The organism is Pseudomonas sp. KU26590 (genome assembly GCF_026153515.1).
GTDB lineage: Bacteria > Pseudomonadota > Gammaproteobacteria > Pseudomonadales > Pseudomonadaceae > Aquipseudomonas.
The window spans coordinates 2,905,743-2,922,778 of record NZ_CP110644.1 but is presented as its reverse complement, the minus strand read 5'-3'; the positions used below and the strand labels follow the sequence as shown (position 1 = coordinate 2,922,778).

The window sequence follows — 17,036 nt, the reverse complement described above, 5'->3', positions numbered from 1 at the left end:
ATTTCATGAGTCCTTTTTACAGAACCAGCCAACCGCCCGGAACCCTTGGGTAGCCAGCCAAATCTGTCGGATGCTTGCGTAAGCGACATGAAACTGTGTCACAGCAATATTTAAGCAATGTGAATAGGGTTAGCGGCACATCGCGTGATGCGCTCGGTACGTTGACCGAGCAACGCCCGAAGCTGTTGAGCAATCCGCTCTAGCGCAGCCCTGACGGCTTTTTGCCGACAGGGAACCTCGTTCGCATTTATTGACGCCCACACGGTCAACCCCAGAGCGTCATTCCCCCCGGCGCCTTCAAATCCCATCAAGTTCCATGTCAAAAGGACAATGTCATGGCCTCAACAGACAGCAAGCCCACCATCGATTACACCGTACGAACCGGCCCGGGCACCGTGCAGGTCGACCCCTCCACGGGGGGCGATCAAACCTGGAGCATCATTCTCCAGCCTGACGGCAAGATCATCGTCGGTGGCGAAAGTTTCCAGACCGCCATTGGTTATCCCGGCTCGCCGGGCGATGAAAGCTATGGGACACGCGGCAGCTTCACGGCGGTGCGCCTCAACAGTGACGGCAGCCTGGACAGCAGTTTCAGCCGGGACGGGATTGCCCTCGTCCCCGGCAACCTGAACCCGGAAGACGATGCCGACTATGTCATGGCGGTGCAGGCCGACGGCAAAGTGCTCGCAGCGCAGCCGGGGCTTGGCGGTTTAAAAGTCGAACGCTTTAATCTGGACGGTACCCTGGACACCACCTTCGGCCACGACGGCGCCGCAGCAGTGGTCCCGCCCTTCAGCTACGACGGCCTGGCGATGTACGCGACGGCGGACGGCTCGGTGTATGTCAGCCTTCGCGGCACCTCGCAAGCCGTGGTGTTCAAGCTGGACAGCAGCGGGGCTCCGGCCGAGGATTTCGGTGCCGACGGCGCACTTGTCCTCAACCCGACCGGGTATTACGGCACCGGCAATATCGCCACCGTTGTGCAGCCCGACGGCAGCGTATTGCTCGGCAGTTGGCTGTACGTGGGCTCCGACGGCCCCCATGACCCGGGCGATCCGGTTTATGCCGTTCAGCGACTTGCAGCCGACGGCAACCTGGATACCGCGTTTGGCGTGGACGGCGTGGTGTACTTCGATACCGCGCTGGGGCTGGACTACCGCGCTGCGATGACCGTGCAAGCCGATGGCAAGATCATCATTGCCGGCGAGAGTAATGACAGTACCGCCTTCAACGTACTGCGGCTGAATGCGGACGGTTCCTTCGATACCTCCTTTAGCGGTGATGGCAAGCTCACCATTCAGGTGCCCCAAGGCGAGTCCGCCTATGCCCACTCGGCAATCGTTCAGCCAGATGGCAAAATCCTGATCGCCGGCGACGTCATCACTCGACTGAACGCCGACGGCAGCCTGGACACCACCTTTGGCAGCCAGGACGGTCAATTCCATGTGGATGGCTCCAGTGACGCCAATCACCTGATTGGCAACGACACGGCCGAGATCATCCGCGGTCTGGGCGGTGACGATCTGCTGCAAGGCGGGGGTGGCCGTGACGTACTGACAGGCGGGACGGGCGCAGACATTTTCCGTTTCAGCCAGATCAGCGACAGCTACCGTACCGCTACGCAAACCGGCAGCGACCGGATTCTGGACTTCGACGCCTCCCAGGACCGGGTAGACCTGATTGCGTTGGGATTCACCGGCATGGGCGACGGCCACAATGGCACGCTGGCCATCCAGGCCAACGCTGACGGCACCCGAACTTACCTGAAGAGTTTCGATGCCAACGCCGACGGGCAGCGCTTTGAACTGGCGCTCGAAGGCAACCTGACGGGGCAGTTGAACAGCATCAACGTGGTGTTCACGGCCCCCACCGTCGAAGGAACGGCTGCCAAGGACGTGATCACGGGGAGCGCGATGTCGGGAGTCATCTATGGCCTGGCCGGTAACGATCGTATCGATGGCGGCAGAGGCTCGGATGTGATCATCGGCGGCGCGGGTGCCGACCAGCTGAGCGGCGGCGACGACCCGAACCTTTCAGTCTATGGCCGCAATGGCATCAATGACGCTGACGTGTTCCGCTACACGGCAGCCACTGACAGCTACCGCACCGACACCCAGAGCTTCGTGGACCTGATTGACCGGTTCGCCAACAACAACGACAAAATCGACGTGTCAGCATTGGGCTACACGGGTTTCGGAGACGGCACCGGGACGACGCTGAAGATGGTCTATAACCACGATCTGGACCGCACTTACCTGAAGGATGTGGAAGCGGACGCTCAGGGCCATCGGTTCGAAATCGGCCTCACCGGCGACTGGACCCAGGACCTGCGCAGTACCGACATGATCTTCGCGCAGGCGCAGGAAGTGACGCTGGTGGGGATGGCCACTGAGGTTGCCCTCGGCTGACAGGCTGGGTGCATCGAGGGGAACGGCTGATGCGCGTTCCCCTCATTTTAAGGCTTAGAGCCGGTTACCCGCGTCAACCAACTCGTTATATGACCTCAAGAGCCGCATCGGTGAACCTTCAACCATCCAGCCGCCGCTCCCGTCACCCTTCATCAGGAGCTGGTCACCATGACTGTAAGGGGTTTTGTCACGCACCCGGCGCATGCGATCCTTGCCCTCCTTCAGAAAACTCTCGGCTTTACTCTGGAAGAGCGACCAGCTGATTGGCTTGCCGGGCTCGTTGACCGTCGCCTTGGTTGACTCGTCCAGCAGCGCACCGTAGGCGTCGATCGCTTTCGAAACCTCGGCGACGTCGAAAGATTCAGCGCTGAGCGGAGCAGCCAGCAACTTCGCCTGCCTGATCAACGCCAAATGGTAGAACGCGCTGTGACGTCCCTCGTTTTTTTCGATCTCGACGATTTGCGCGGCTGACAGAGCGTCGTTCTCTTTCCCAAGTTCGGCGCCATATTTGTCGCTGGACAGAATGAAACGACCGAAGGCCATCATCAACGGCTGGTGCATCTGCTTGGCTTTCGCGAAGCCATCGTCCTTGTAATCCTCATGACTGTAATAGGCGTGGGCTTGAGTAACCAACGGTGCCAGCGCGGTCAAGTCAGCAAGGTATTGAGTAGCAGCTGCGTCCAGCGCTGGAAGTGCCGGCTTGGCGTTCGTCGCTTGCGGGATAGCCTTGGTACACGTTTCCAGGTGGTAGGCACTCACATCGCCCAAAACATTGACGCTACTTTCTTTGCCGGTCGGGCCAGCGTCCAGATCAGCAATCCAGCTGACATAACTATCGGCACTGGCGCGCGTCGAGCCATCGGCGGTATTGAAGCAATCCACATAGGCGCCCAGTTTGCTGCTCAGTTGCGCGTCAGGGTCCTCTTCAACAATCCTGGCGGCGGCCTGTGGTTCGGGCTTGCGTTGCGTCGTGCTCTTTTTGTCACACGCCACCAACGGCAGCACAAGAGCGGTCACCCACATCCCCAGCGTTATAGCCTTGATCCCTTTGTTCAACACAGTCGCTCCTTGATCCATTAGTTTTAAAACCGGTGCAGTATCAATTTTTTCAATGATCTTTTGAATCAACTTTTCTGGCGTCAAGTCGATAAGGGAGCATTATGTAAATTCAAAGGCTGAACGCAATGAAATCAACTTGGCTGGATAACTTGAAGGTTGGCAAGAAGCTCGGCATAGGCTTCGGTGCCATTCTGCTGGGCGTGCTGACCGTCACCGGGATTGGCTACGTCAGCTCGGACCTGCTGATTCAACGGCTGGAAAAGGCAAACCGGGTCGCTGAAGTGAAAGCCGATACGCTGAACGTTAAAGTTGCCGCGCAAGCGTATACCGCCAGCCCCAATGCCAGCACCGCCCAGGCTTATGGGGTTGCCCTCGGGTCACTCAATAGCAACATCGAGAAAGGTGTGCAGATTCTGACAGTGGCCAAAAACGTCGAAATGCTCAGGGCGATCGGAGAACAGTCAGCGGCACTCAGACGGACGTTCGACCAGTTAGTCAGCAACAACCAGAAAGTCGATGACGCCATGAAGCCGCTCATCAAGGTCTCCGATGAGGTGAGTGCTACCTTTGAGAACCTGCTGCAGAAGACGCTGGACGATGCCTCGCGCTCGCCAGACCAGGCGGGTATCGACCAAGTGAAAATCGCAGCCGACCTGCGTAATGGCATGACCAACTTCCGCCTGGTATTCCGCCGCTACCTCAGCATTCCCAACGTGGATAATCGCCAGGCCACGTTCGCCACAGCGGACGCGCTCCTCGCCCAGGTGGCGGCCGCCCGCGATAAGTTGCCGACCCAGGCCAATGCGGCAGTCGATACCGCCCTTGTCGCTCTTCGCCAGTACAGAGAGAACATGGCGACCATCTCGCAGATGATGCAGCAAAATGACCAGATGCGTGACGCCTTGCTGCAACAGATGACCGACACCGTCAAAAGTGTCGAAGACTTGATGGCCTCGCAGGTTGTTGCCGCCAATAAAGAAAAGGCTAATGCGATAACGCAATTGTTCAGCGTCGCGTTAGTCGTGCTGCTGCTGGGTATCCTCGCCGCCGCGCTGATAACCCGTCAGATTACCCGTCCGCTCAACGACAGCGTCGTCGCTGCCCGGCGCATCGCTGATGGCGACCTGACGTTCGACATCAGCACAGACCGGCAGGACGAGCTGGGCCTGCTGCAAAACACCATGCAGCACATGACCTCTTCGCTGCGCGAGCTGATCACCGGCATCGGTAAGGGCGTTACTCAAATCGCAACGGCCGCCGAAGAGCTCTCGGCGGCGAGCGAGCAGACCCGTACTGGCGTCACCCAGCAAAAACTGGAGGTTGATCAGGTGGCAACGGCCATGAATGAGATGGCGTCGACCGTGCAGGAAGTTGCGCAGAACACAGAAGATGCTTCAAGAGCCGCCAGGCAAGCCACCGAGCGTGCCGCCCATGGCAGTAAGGTCGTTCAACATGCCACACAGGAAATCAGCCAACTGTCCGGAGAAGTCGGCCAGTTGGGCGCGGCGATGCAGCGTCTGACCCATGACAGCGACAAGATCGGTAGCGTGATCGACGTGATCAAGGCAGTTGCAGAGCAAACCAATCTGCTCGCGCTCAACGCCGCCATCGAAGCCGCTCGTGCCGGCGAGCAAGGCCGCGGTTTTGCAGTGGTGGCAGACGAAGTCCGCTCACTGGCGCAGCGGACACAGAGCTCCACCACTGAAATCGAAGCGCTGATCCAGGCACTTCAGCATGGCACCGGGGAAGCGTCGAACTTGATGGAAGCCAGCATGCGGCGGACAGAGGGCACCGTAGAGCTGTCCCGACAGGCCGAGCAAGCCCTCGTCGAGATCACTCACTCCATTAGTACGATCGAGCAGATGAGTCAGCAGATATCGGCCGCAGCCGAGCAACAAAGCGCTGTGACCGACGAGATCAATCGCAGCGTAATCAGCGTGCGTGACGTGGCCGACCAATCCGCGACTGCGACTGAGCAGAGTGCCGCGTCGACGCTGGAGCTGGCACGCCTAGGCAACACCCTGCAAACCATGGTGGCTCGCTTCAAGGTGTGACGGCACTGGCTGTGACAACCTGATCGTGCTCTGGCGTCAATACTTCGACAAAGCCTCAACGGACCGCTGCGCTTGCGGTCCGGCGGGCCTCAGCGCATGATGCCGGACCACTTCCTCTAGCACCGGTTTATCGATGGCCCACCATCCCGCCCCCTTTCCTTTCAACGAGGAAGAGCGCGCCTTGTCGCTCGAACACCTGGACGTGCTGGACAGTGCCAAAGAGAAGGCATTCGACGACATCGCTCTGTTGGCGACCACCTTGTGCGACGCACCCATTGCCCTGGTGTCACTGGTGGACAGGGACCGCCAGTGGTTCAAGGCCTGCGTGGGCCTCGGGGTGCAGGAAACCCATCGGGACCTGGCCTTCTGCGGCCATGCGATTCTTGACCCTGCACAGGTGCTCGTCATCGAAGATGCAGCGCTGGACCCACGCTTTTCGTCCAGCCCGCTGGTGCTCGGTCCGCCCTACATTCGTTTCTACGCAGGCGCGCCTATTGTTACGGACAGCGGCCTCGCACTGGGCACCGTCTGCGTGATCGATACGCAACCCCGGCAGCTGAGCGAACGTCAGTCCCTTGCCTTGCAGGCACTGGCGCGTCAGGCCGCTGCCTTGCTCGAAGCGCGATGGCTTGGCAAACAACGCGAAAAGCAGCTGGCGCAACTTCAAGATCAATTCAAGCAATCCGGACAAAACAACAGCGAAGTCACCCCTCTGCTGGAAAACGCCCGATGCATTTCATCGCTGGGCATGCTGACGGCGAGCATTGCCCATGACTTCAACAACCTGCTGCAGAGCGTCAGCGCCGCGTTTCAGCTGACACGCCTGCGATCCCGCCGGCCGATAGACGTCGAGCGTTTCGCCGAAACCGGCCTGCAAGCTGTGGAGCAAGGCCGACAGCTCATCAGTTATTTGATGTCGAGCGTGCGCGGTGACGGGCCTGAACTGATCTGTATTGATGTGACTGCACGCCTCCACGGTGCGCAATCGCTGATGCGCCACTCGATGAGCGAAGGCATCGACCTCAGCTTCGATTTTGCGGAATGGGGCTGGGGCGTGCTGTGTATGGAAGCCCAACTCCATGCCGTCCTCATGAACCTGCTCACCAATGCGCGCGATGCGCTGAAGGGTGCCGGTCAGGTGCATGTATCCACGGGCTGGGTGCACGTGGAAGATGACCTGACGCTGCACCAGGGCGACTACCTTGTCGTGAGCGTGCGAGACAACGGTCCCGGGATGCCCCCTGACATCGCCGGCCGGGTGTTCGAGCCGTTCTTCACGACCAAAGCAACCGGCCAGGGAACGGGTCTGGGCCTGGCCCAGGCAAAGGATTTCGCCGTCAAGTCGGGCGGTGACGCGCGCATCGAAACATCGCCCGGGGCGGGTACGACGGTGAAGCTGTATCTGAGAATTCTGGGCTGTATCGCGACGTCGGAAGTGGGTTAAGCCGTGTGCTGACTCGTTGAACAAAACATCATGGGCCGACATTTTTTTTACATTCACGCGTTATAGTGGCGGCCCTTGTTGGGGAGTAGCCTGCTCTGGACTCATTGTCACAGAGCGTTCGTGTCAACATTCTCGGCGGCCTGCCGTGGCACGAACACCTTCGGGTTGGCGAGACCAACGATGCATCCATGCCTAAAGTCGGGCGTGTGGTTGCGTCGTTGACTCACAGCCCGACTGGAAATAACCGTGAACCCCTTTTCCCTTATCTTTCTCGCTTTGGCCATGTCCACGGACGCTTTCGCAGCGGCCATCGGTAAAGGCGCGAGCCTTCACAAGCCGCGATTTATCGAAGCGCTGCGCACCGGCGTTATCTTTGGCGTCATCGAAGGCATCACGCCCCTGATCGGTTGGCTGATCGGCCAGGCTGCCACGTCCTACGTCAAAAACTGGGATCACTGGATCGCCTTCACCCTGCTGGTGGTGCTCGGCGTGCACATGATCTACAACGGCCTCAAGCACGAAGACGCCGAAGAAGAAAAGCCCAACCAGCATTCCTTCCTGATATTGGCCGTTACCGCCTTTGCCACCAGCATCGACGCGCTGGCCGTGGGCGTTGGCCTGGCCTTCGTCAACGTCAATATCCTGGTCGCTGCCGCAGCCATCGGTGTCGCGACAACGGTAATGGTCACCATCGGCGTAATGCTGGGCCGTGTGCTGGGCACAGTGGTGGGCAAACGCGCTGAAATCATCGGCGGCATTGTGCTGATGCTGGTCGGTGCGACGATCCTCTACGAGCATCTGTCGGCGGCATAACCGCAGGGGCCAGGTGCGCACTCCCTTCATCCGACGCTGCTAATGGGTATGCCGGTGATGGATATCCGGGAAGTGAGGATGGCTGTGGCGCACCTGCACATGCTCGTGAACATGGCTGTGTGCGCCCGTCCCCTTCCAGTCGAAAGCGTGTTCGTGCTGATGGTGCTCATCATGAACATGCCGGTGTGCATGGGTCATGGGCAGGTGCTGATGCTCATGGCCGTGGCGCTCGGTGAGGTGCAGCCACACGCCGATGCCCATTAGCACAGCGGCCGCCCAGAACGCGCCTGACACAGGCTCGCCGAGGAGGAGGATCGCAATGGCCGCGCCGAGAAACGGTGCAGTTGAGAAATACGCCCCTGTCCGCGCGGAACCCAGGCCACGCAGGGCGAGAACAAAGAGCACCAGGCTGACGCCATAGCCGAGAAACCCGAGCGCCAGTGTCTGCCCCAGCAACAGGGCATCAGGAAACCGGGCGCCTAGCAGAAACGCCAGCGAACAATTGACCAACCCCGCCACCAATCCTTTGAAACCGGCCAGAAAAAGCGCATCGGACGCAGACACCTTGCGCGTCAGGTTGTTGTCGATGGCCCAGCACAGACAGGCAGCGCCAACGGCGAGCGGTCCGAGCCAGTCATGGGCTTGCAGGCTTTCATGGGGCCAGGCCAGCACCACGCCACCGGCAATGATCGCGATCATGCCCCCGACAATTCGCCGGTCAGCACTTTCCTTGAACACCACCCACGCCAACAATGCCGTCAGTACCGCTTCGAGGTTGAGCATCAACGAGGCGGTTGCGCCAGAGGTCGTGGTGAGCCCGAACATCAGCGCCACCGGCCCGAGCACGCCCCCGAACATAATCGCGCCCAGCAACCAAGGCCACTCGGACGGCGTCAGGCCGGCGTTTTTCCAGCCACGGTCACGGACGAATCGGACAAGAGCAAGTCCCAGCCCACTGCCCAGATAGAGCAAGCCAGCGAGCAGCACAGGGGGAACGTTGAGCCCGAGAAGTTTGGCAAGCGGCGTGCTGGCACCGAACAACGCGGCGGCCGCGAGCGCATGGAAAATACTGCGATTCATGGGTCATACCAAGCCGGGATGGGTGGGTGGCAATCTTATCCCATGAAGGTTTTGCACAGACGTTTTGCGGCGACAATACCTGCGACGAGAGCCCGACGCGGCGATGCATCAAGCATTGCGACAATCTCACCCTCGCAGCTGAGTAGCCAGTGCTTCGACGCGCTGATGGTTGCGCCCGGCGATTTCGAACGCCAGCCCTTGGGCTTTCGCGCGGTTTGCTGCCATGCGCCCGGTATAGCCCGTGGCGCCGTATATCAGAAGTGTGCTCATTGGGCGTGCTGCCATTTTTTGTAGACAAATTCCAGGCTGTAGCCATCCGGATCCAGCACATTGGCGGCGTAGTAATCAGGGTCGTAGTGCAAGCGTGGGCCCGGCGCGCCATTGTCCACCGCTCCGTGATTCATGGCGGCGGCGTAGGCGGCGTCCACTTCAGCTTTGCTGTTTGCGACGAACCCGACGTGGACAGCTCGACTTTCGACAATCCCTTCACGCATCCAGAAAAACACGCGGCCGTTGGCGCCGAAGCCTTTCAGGTCAGGATGGCCCGCTGGGCCATCCTTGCCGTCGTAGTTCAGCCGCGACGTAATACCCAGCTCGCTCAACGCTGCGTCATAAAAGCGGATGGACCGTGGGATGTCGCTCACTGACAGAAAAATATGATCCAGCATGCTCGAAATCCTCCCGTGGTCAGATGTTGTAGCCGCCGGCGACTTCAAGGGTCTGGGCATTGATCCAGCCGCTTTCGTCGGACAGCAGCATGGCAATCACCCGCCCGACGTCTTCCGGTTCGCCCACTCGGCCGAGCGCAGTCTGAGCCGCCAGCAGCGCTTCGAACTCATCGTTGAGGCCGCCGCCCAGTTCTGTGCGGATGGCGCCGGGTGACACCGCGTTGGCGCGTATCCGTCGCTCGCCGAATTCCTTGGCCATGTAGCGGGTCAGCACTTCAAGGCCACCCTTGAACGCCGCGTAGGGTGCAACGCCTGCGGTGGCCACTCGCGTGGTCGCGCTGGTGAGATTGACGATGCTGGCGTTCTCCGCCAGTAACGGCAGCAGCGCCTGGGTGAGAAAGAACGGGCCTTTGAGGTGGACATTGAACAGGCCGTCGAACTGGGCTTCGCTGACTGTTGCCAGTGGGTTGAACAGGCCATAGCCGGCGTTATTGACCAGGCCACTCAACGTGGTGGTCGCCCAGGTTTCGCGAAGCACTGTGACGACGGAGTCGCGAAACGCCGGGAAGCTGCCGACATCAGACACGTCGAGTTTCATCGCAACGGCTTTGCCACCGGCGAGTGCAATGCGTTCGACAACCGACGCGGCTGCCTTAGGGTTGGCGTTGTAAGTCAGGATGACACCCATCCCCCGTTTTGCCGCGTGTTCGGCTGCACTTGCACCAATCCCGCGGCTGCCGCCCGTAATAACGATAACGCCCATGTCGTGTTCCTCTGGTGATTCAATGTGGCTCCACAGTACCCACCAAGGTAATCAAGGACGTATCCGTTCCTGCTCCGAACCTGCCCGTTTCTGCTTTTCTCTTGCGCCGCATGCCGCTCAGCCCTCAGCATGCTGCCCATGGAAAAACAACTGAATGAACTCCGATTGCTTGCTGCCGGTGCTGAAAACCGTCGCACCGAAACGGGCATCCCCCGGGTGGCCATGGTCCAGGGCAAAATCCCCGAGCACCTGCTCGCGGCGGTGTATGACCCGATGCTCAACGTGATTCTGCAAGGCAGCAAAAGCATGACGGTGGGGGATCGAACGCTCAGGTATGACCCGGCGACCTACTTCGTCATGTCCATTGATCTGCCTGCCGTGGGTTCGGTACATCCCGCCGTGTCAGGCGAGCCCTACCTGGCGGTCAGCCTGACGCTGGACCCGGCTGTGCTCGCGACGCTGTTCGCCGACCTGCCCAAACCTGCTCGCCGCGCTGAACAGGATGCGGGGTTTTCCGTCGCATTAATGACAGAAGAATTGATGGACGCCTGGGTGCGAATGCTGCGGCTGATGGGCGACCCGGAAGCGATTGCCGCCCTCTCTCCGGTCTATGAACGGGAAATCATCTTCCGCGTGCTCCAGGGCCCGCTTGGCTGGATGTTGCGCGAAATCGCCGCGCCGGACAGCGCCATGGCCCGGGTCAACATGGCGATCCAGTGGATCCGTCGCGACTTCGCCCAACCCTTGGGCGTGGAGCGCCTTGCCGAGAGCGCCTCAATGAGCGTCTCGGCGTTTCATCGGCATTTCAAGGCGGTCACCCACCTGAGCCCTTTGCAGTACCAGAAGCGCGTTCGCCTCCTGCAGGCCAGAACGCTGATGGTCGCCAATGCCATGAGCGTCATGGCCGCCGCGTTCGAAGTCGGCTACGAGAGCGCCACGCAATTCAGTCGTGATTACGCCCGGATGTTCGGGCTGCCTCCCGCCCGGGATGCCGGCAGGATTCTCAGAGATACGGGTGTGGTCGGGCGGTGATAGGAGTAATACGGGATGTATCAAGTTAAGAAAAAATCAGGATAATTGGTCGAACTGAAGATTTTCTGGGTGCACTGAAGAAAAACTGCATGGGATCGTCGTGAATCAAGGAATTGCGCTATGTATTTAGTTGGCTACGCCAGGCTGCAAGAGTCGTTGCGCCTGTCGGCTTTCCCGTTAAACCGACCCGCGAAGATTCAGCCAGTCACAAGGATCAAGCGCATCGGTGAAACGCTGACGGTGCCACCGGGCAGTGCGCCTGAGCAAGATGACCTGCTGGGGCATTTGCTGTTTGCGCTCAAGCACGAAGGCATCAATCTCACTATCCTGGCCCAGGCACTGCCGCAGATCCCGGCATCGAGAATGGAAGCGGAGTTGGAAAAAGCGCCCAACGGCATCTACCTGCGCAAAGCCTGTTTTCTACGCGAAGCCTTAACCGGAGAAGAGCTGATTCAGCATTCACCCGTGCGCGGTGCATTCGTACCGCTGTTCGATCCTGATTTGTACGTGACCATGCCTGGAGAGCGCAATTCTCGCTGGCGGGTAGAGTTTAACGGTATTGGGACAATCGCCTACTGCGCGACTGTTGAGCGTACGCCGGAAATCGTCGCACTTCTGGACTACGACATCCTGGCACGCGCTCAGCACTTCATGCGGAGCCTCCCGACAGGAATGATGGATCGCGCGATCAACTGGGCTTACCTTCACGAGACGCAGGATTCATTTGCGATTGAGAAAGAGTCGCCTAGCGAGGATAAGGCGCGCAAATTTATCCAGCTGCTCCGGCAGGCGCACGAGGGTATTCCACTGGACGAGGACTATCTGGTCCATCTCCAGAATGCAACGATCTCCAACCCTTTTGACATGGCGGGCGCGTTTCGGCATGAGCAGAACCATCTGGCGAATGGGCTACAGGGCGCCGCAGGGGTCACCTATGTTCCGCCAGGTCCAGATCTCTGTCGTGAACTAATGGAGGAGCTGATGGCCTTGGGCAACAACGCGCCTGCGCGGATCGATCCCCTCATCGCGGCTGGAATCATCTCGTTCGGTTTCGTCTTTCTACATCCGTTCATGGACGGCAATGGTCGCCTCTCCCGGTTTCTGATCCACCACACCCTGTGCCGCGCCGGCGCGCTGGAAAACGGTTTACTTCTGCCGGTATCTGTCGCCATGAAACGCGAGGAACGCCTGTATCTGGAGACGCTGCAGTCCTTCTCTCGCCCGGCGCGTGAGTTCTGGGATGTACGGTGGATTGATCAGGGTCAGTACGCGTTCGAATTCACGGGTGATCCCTCGATCTATCGCTTCTGGGATGCCACTTCAGCGGTACGGTTCACTCTGGAAATGGCGAAGCGTGCTTTAGAAGTGGAACTTCGGGAAGAGACAATCTTTCTTGAAAACTATGACAAGGTCGTGCGGACGGTAAATGAGGTCTACGACGTGCGCGGCAGCGATTTGGCCACCCTGGTCATGATGTGCCTGACGAACAATGGGAAAGTGTCCAATAACCGTCGCAAGCAGTACCAATACTCGGTCCAGCCCGAGGTGTTCGACTACATTGAGCAGGTCACGCATATGTTGCTTGACCAGCAGGCGCAGCAACGGCCCCAAGATGAAAGCGGCCAGTAAATGAAAGGGGAATATCAGTGGGTGCTGCTCACCCGGTATTCAGATAGCCGCGCCCGGACGCAAGGAGCACAGCCCCATCAACCGCCTGATCCGCAAGGCAACAGACAACGACGCCACCGCGATCAGCCATGTCATCGTGGCCGCCCTGCGCGAGTCCAATAGCCAGGACTATTCCGCCGCCGTCATCGCCCAGGTGGAGCTGAGTTTTTCCCCGTCGGCGATCCTGCGTTTCATGGCGCAGCGGCAGGTGTACGTGGCGAGCTTCGGCGAAGAGATCATTGCCACGGCGAGCCTCGATCAAGGTACCGTTCGCAGCGTATTCGTCGCGCCGTCTCACCAAGGGTCAGGCATTGGACGCGCGTTGATGGCGGCCATTGAATCAGCCGCCACCACCCACGGCGTCAGTCGGTTGCGCGTGCCCTCTTCCATCACGGCAGAGGGCTTCTACCGGTCACTTGGCTACTCGCCAATTCGGGATGAGTACCACGGCGAAGAGCGGACGATCATCATGGAGAAGTCGCTGACGTCTCAGGTGTAGTCAGCGCCGCCACACCCGCCCTTCTGCGCTGACCACCCAGGGCGAGCGATCGGCAACAATCTGCACGCCGCCGACCCACCGCTCTGCTGGCTCAAGATCGAGCCCGTTCAACTCCCCGCGCACTACGCGCTCACCCAGCGCCGTCAGCCGGACAGCGCGCCTCGGCCATTCGCTGCCCGGTTGTTCGTGGAGCAGCGGTTGCGGCGCATCGATGAGCGGCCTCAGCAGCGCGTAAAACATCATGTCGCCCAGATACGGCAGCGGTTCGTAGGTCAGCATCAAATGACCGAAGACCTTGCCCGCAGGCATTTCGCCCTTCTCGGCGAGGATGCGCAGGATCAACCGCTGGGTCAAACCCAAGCCATCCTCGGCGCCGGGCAGTTCTTGCAGTTGCCTCGTCAGCGCAGGGCCGAGCAGCGGCAGCGCCGGATGGTGTTGTGCCGCGAGCTCAGCCCAGCGGGTCGGGTCCGCTGCGGTGTAGGCGGCCCACACCTGCCGGGCCAGGGTCAGGGCGTCCTCACCGATGGCGCGCCGCTGGGGCCAGAGCCAGGCGAGCACGTCCGGGGCCAGTTGCCCAATGCCGATGAATCGCTCGACGCCGGGCACGCGGTTGATTTCGATCAGTTCCAGCCTGCGCGGCATGCTGGGCAAGCTCGCCAGCAAGCGGACCAGAAACAGCTGATCGTAGGCATCGGCCTCGCACCACAGCACCAGTTCACTGTCGGGATTCAGGCGTGCCAATGCGTCACGCTGAACCGCCTGGCGCTGCTCGGCATCACGGGCTGACAACCCAAAGGCCTGCTGGGCAAACGCTGTCCGCACCGCCCAATAGTCGTCGTCAGGCAGCGCCGGCACCGGGCCCATGACCATGGGGTCGTCGAACATCTGGAACGAACCTGCAAAGCCTGCAACGCGCAGGCTGCGCTCGATGTCGTTGCCGCAGCGCCAGTGCTGAACCTTTGACTCACCCGTCGCCGCGAAATCCGGATGGCGGGCGGCAAACGCGACGGCGTCGGCATGGGCGATCAACTTGGGCCAACTGGCAAACCCCGCCTCGCGGGCCACCAGCCATTGGGTGTCGGCGAGTCGATAGTCGGGGCCCGGCAGGCCCATCGCGCGCAGTTGCGCCCGGGCGTCATCCGCTTCGGTGTTTTTCAGGGCTTTGAGAAGACGTTTTGCGTGCTTACGCAGCGCAGGTAGATCGAGCAGACCGTGTTGACGGGACGCATTCGTGGCAGGCATGCCAACTCCTTACAGGGCTCGGTCCGCCGACAAGCCGGGAGCTGGAATGAATGATTGGGGAAACGCTTGCCTTGGGAAACCCCTTCGCGCGGACCGCAGGCGCAGCAGACGCCCAAGGGCAGACTTTAGCGGGAAGGTCGGCAGGATGCAAAGAGGGGTGCGGGAATTGTACGGCATCACGCCGCGAGGGTAGCCTCACGGCGCGTGCCTGTCTCAGATCATCACTGCATGCTGGCAGACTGAACCTGACACCCCATCAAACGAGCGCGACATCTGGATGATCCTGCGCCACCCCTACCAGCTCCACTGACACCGCGTCCGCTGTGGTTGATGTACGGGCCAACGACGCTGGGGCGTCGGCAAATACCATCGATTTTGAAGGGAGACCGGCACCGAAATCACCGTCCAGTACCAGTTCGAACCGATGCCCTTGCACGTCGGCGTCCAGGCCCTTGAGATAAACCCGGGTGTGCTCGGCGTTGGTGGTGAACTTCAACGTGCCGTCGTGGCCGTCGCCAAATCCGGTAAAGCCGAGGCCCGAGACGTCGATTGTGTCGTGGGCGGCATCGAAGTCGCCGATGCGGTCGGCATGGCTGGCAGTCGACGTCCGGTAGCTGTCGGACACCGAGGCAAACCGGAACAGATCCGAACCTGCGCCGCCAAACAGCACGTCGGCATCGGCGCCGCCGACCAGGGTGTCGTTGCCGCTGCCGCCCAGCAGTCGGTCATGGCCGGCGCCGCCCCAGAGCAGGTCGGCCCCGGATCCGCCATTGAGGGTGTCTGCCCCGTCCTTGCCATTGATCGAGTCGGCGCTGGCCGTTCCGACGATGGCATCGCCGCCATTCCCGCCGTCGATAGCATTCAGCACGGGGTTGGTGCCGACGTGATCGCCCGTGCCTTGCAGTGATACCTCGCCCTGCTGAAGATGAGCGAAGGTGTTGCCGTAAACCGAGGTGCTGCCGGTCTGACTGCTCTCCTCGGCCACGCCGAAGGTGCTGTTGTCGCCGCCCGTAATGATGTTGTCGACGAAGGTGTTGTGGTCAGCCGGATGAAGCTTCCCGGAGACGCCGCCGCGATCGTCAAACGGCTGGATCAGCACTTCAGGGATGCCGGCTTTCTGCGCGTTCTCGTGAATCAGATTGCCGCGAACCTCAACGTCGGTGCTGCCATAGACACGCACGCCGGACGTGCCGTTGTGGTGAATGTCCACGCCGCTGATATCAACGCCATTGGACAGTTTTACCAACACGCCTTCCGCCGCATTGCCGTACACCTCGCCGCCCTCGATGCTGATGTGGTACGGCGAGGGAATGTTTTCGCTGCCACGCTGGACGACGATGCCGCCGCCGCCATTGTCGTGGGAAACGTTTTTCAGCAGCGCCAAATCGTGGGTGGTCGTGACGATGTTGAAACCGTGACGGTCATTGTCGTAAGCCAGGTTATTGCGAAACGTGCTGTCGATCAGGTAATCGGCGACGAACCCGTCCAGGCCGTTGCCGTGGGACACGCTGTTTTCGATGAGCATGTTCGCCGTGCGCTCGTGGGGGTCGAAGCCGTAGCCCGAGCAATCGCGGATCTCGACGCCGGAGAGCGTGACATTGGAGTCCTGACCCGGTTGGCCTGGCAGAAAGCCGTTGTACCAGCCATCGACCTTGCCGCTGGTGGCAACTCGGTTGCCGTCGAGGGTGAGGTTACTGACGCCGAAATCATGGGTCGCTTCGCCGCTCGCCGAGCGGATGATGCCGGTGACCGCCTGATCGGTGCCATCGGCCAGCTTGAGCACCGTGGTGCCCATGCCCTCGCCTTTGATGAACACATTGCTTTTGAGCATCAGCGCGCCGTCGGCGGGTTTGTCGCCTGGGGTCAGGGACCAGGTGCCGGCAGGAATATACACATTACCGCCGCCTGCTTTTGCTGCGGCATCGATGGCGGCTTGAATGGCCGCGGTGTCAGACGTATGCCCATCACCGACCGCGCCGAAATCCCGGACATTGAATTGCAGTGTCATAACGTGCTCCGTTTCAACTGAAGAGACGGGAGCAGTATGGGCGTGCTGTGTGAAAGGCGAGTCATCTGACGGGATAGGTGACGGGCGGTGGGGGAATCAATCCGCGGGCAATCGCAGAGTGGGATGGCTTGCGGCTGCCAATGTAGGAGCGTGGCTTGTCCCGCGATCGGCTGCGCAGCAGTCGTGAACCTGACGATCGCGTTTGGACTGACACTACGCAATCGCCCGATTGACTGCCGCTGCGCGCCAGATCGCGGGACAAGCCACGCTCCTACAGGTGGTTTTCAGTCACGCCACT

At 60.5% G+C, this 17,036-nt stretch carries 14 protein-coding genes and 1 pseudogene; 8 read left to right on the top strand and 7 right to left on the bottom strand.

All coding sequences use genetic code 11. The features are described 5' to 3' along the window. Positions 1-335 precede the first annotated feature (335 nt). Positions 336-2,408, top strand: a complete 2,073-nt coding sequence (locus OKW98_RS12810; protein ID WP_265389483.1) for a calcium-binding protein — start codon at positions 336-338, stop codon at positions 2,406-2,408. Between the two features lie 54 nt (positions 2,409-2,462). Here the strand turns inward: OKW98_RS12810 and OKW98_RS12805 are convergent, their stop codons facing one another. Beyond that, a complete protein-coding gene (locus OKW98_RS12805; RefSeq protein ID WP_265389482.1) occupies positions 2,463-3,551 on the bottom strand; it encodes a YiiG family protein in 1,089 nt (362 codons plus the stop codon). A gap of 41 nt (positions 3,552-3,592) precedes the next feature. On the opposite strand from OKW98_RS12805, the pseudogene OKW98_RS27495 reads away from it, so the two are divergent. The 4 genes and pseudogenes from OKW98_RS27495 to mntP all read left to right on the top strand — a co-directional run. Further along, a pseudogene (locus tag OKW98_RS27495) lies at positions 3,593-4,618 on the top strand (methyl-accepting chemotaxis protein); the annotation flags it as partial. A 30-nt stretch (positions 4,619-4,648) separates the two neighbouring features. Continuing rightward, positions 4,649-5,521 (top strand): methyl-accepting chemotaxis protein, encoded by an 873-nt coding sequence (locus OKW98_RS27490; protein WP_416148463.1) that lies wholly within the window; start codon positions 4,649-4,651, stop codon positions 5,519-5,521. A 133-nt stretch (positions 5,522-5,654) separates the two neighbouring features. Beyond that, entirely contained in the window at positions 5,655-6,965 is a 1,311-nt protein-coding gene (locus OKW98_RS12795) for an ATP-binding protein (RefSeq protein ID WP_265389480.1), read from the top strand. A 246-nt stretch (positions 6,966-7,211) separates the two neighbouring features. Further along, on the top strand, positions 7,212-7,778 hold the full coding sequence (gene mntP / locus OKW98_RS12790; RefSeq protein ID WP_265389479.1) for a manganese efflux pump MntP: 567 nt from the start codon (positions 7,212-7,214) through the stop codon (positions 7,776-7,778). Positions 7,779-7,817: 39 nt separating this feature from the next. Here the strand turns inward: mntP and OKW98_RS12785 are convergent, their stop codons facing one another. From OKW98_RS12785 to OKW98_RS12770, 4 genes are all read right to left on the bottom strand, one after another. Further along, entirely contained in the window at positions 7,818-8,858 is a 1,041-nt protein-coding gene (locus tag OKW98_RS12785) for a DMT family transporter (RefSeq protein ID WP_265389478.1), read from the bottom strand. Between the two features lie 126 nt (positions 8,859-8,984). Then, entirely contained in the window at positions 8,985-9,128 is a 144-nt protein-coding gene (locus OKW98_RS12780) for a hypothetical protein (RefSeq protein ID WP_265389866.1), read from the bottom strand. Continuing rightward, positions 9,125-9,526, bottom strand: a complete 402-nt coding sequence (locus OKW98_RS12775) for a VOC family protein (RefSeq protein ID WP_265389477.1) — start codon at positions 9,524-9,526, stop codon at positions 9,125-9,127. Before OKW98_RS12775 ends, OKW98_RS12780 begins: the two co-directional genes overlap by 4 nt. 19 nt (positions 9,527-9,545) lie before the next feature. Further along, the gene (locus OKW98_RS12770; protein WP_265389476.1) at positions 9,546-10,289 is read right to left on the bottom strand and encodes an SDR family NAD(P)-dependent oxidoreductase; all 744 of its coding nucleotides are present in this window, start codon (positions 10,287-10,289) and stop codon (positions 9,546-9,548) included. Between the two features lie 138 nt (positions 10,290-10,427). Between OKW98_RS12770 and OKW98_RS12765 the strand changes: the two genes are divergently transcribed. The 3 genes from OKW98_RS12765 to OKW98_RS12755 all read left to right on the top strand — a co-directional run bounded on the left by OKW98_RS12765 (position 10,428) and on the right by OKW98_RS12755 (position 13,488). Continuing rightward, positions 10,428-11,321, top strand: coding sequence for an AraC family transcriptional regulator (locus tag OKW98_RS12765; protein WP_265389475.1), 894 nt, complete (start codon positions 10,428-10,430; stop codon positions 11,319-11,321). Positions 11,322-11,441: 120 nt separating this feature from the next. Then, on the top strand, positions 11,442-12,950 hold the full coding sequence (locus tag OKW98_RS12760) for a Fic family protein (protein ID WP_265389474.1): 1,509 nt from the start codon (positions 11,442-11,444) through the stop codon (positions 12,948-12,950). 76 nt (positions 12,951-13,026) lie between these two features. Beyond that, positions 13,027-13,488, top strand: a complete 462-nt coding sequence (locus OKW98_RS12755; protein WP_265389722.1) for a GNAT family N-acetyltransferase — start codon at positions 13,027-13,029, stop codon at positions 13,486-13,488. On the opposite strand, the gene OKW98_RS12750 is transcribed toward OKW98_RS12755, so the two are convergent. Further along, positions 13,489-14,730: a DUF1835 domain-containing protein gene (locus OKW98_RS12750; protein WP_265389473.1), complete on the bottom strand. Its 1,242-nt coding sequence runs from the start codon at positions 14,728-14,730 to the stop codon at positions 13,489-13,491. Positions 14,731-14,986: 256 nt separating this feature from the next. Continuing rightward, complete coding sequence (locus tag OKW98_RS12745; protein WP_265389472.1) at positions 14,987-16,738, bottom strand: right-handed parallel beta-helix repeat-containing protein; 1,752 nt, start codon at positions 16,736-16,738, stop codon at positions 14,987-14,989. Positions 16,739-17,036: the final 298 nt, after the last annotated feature.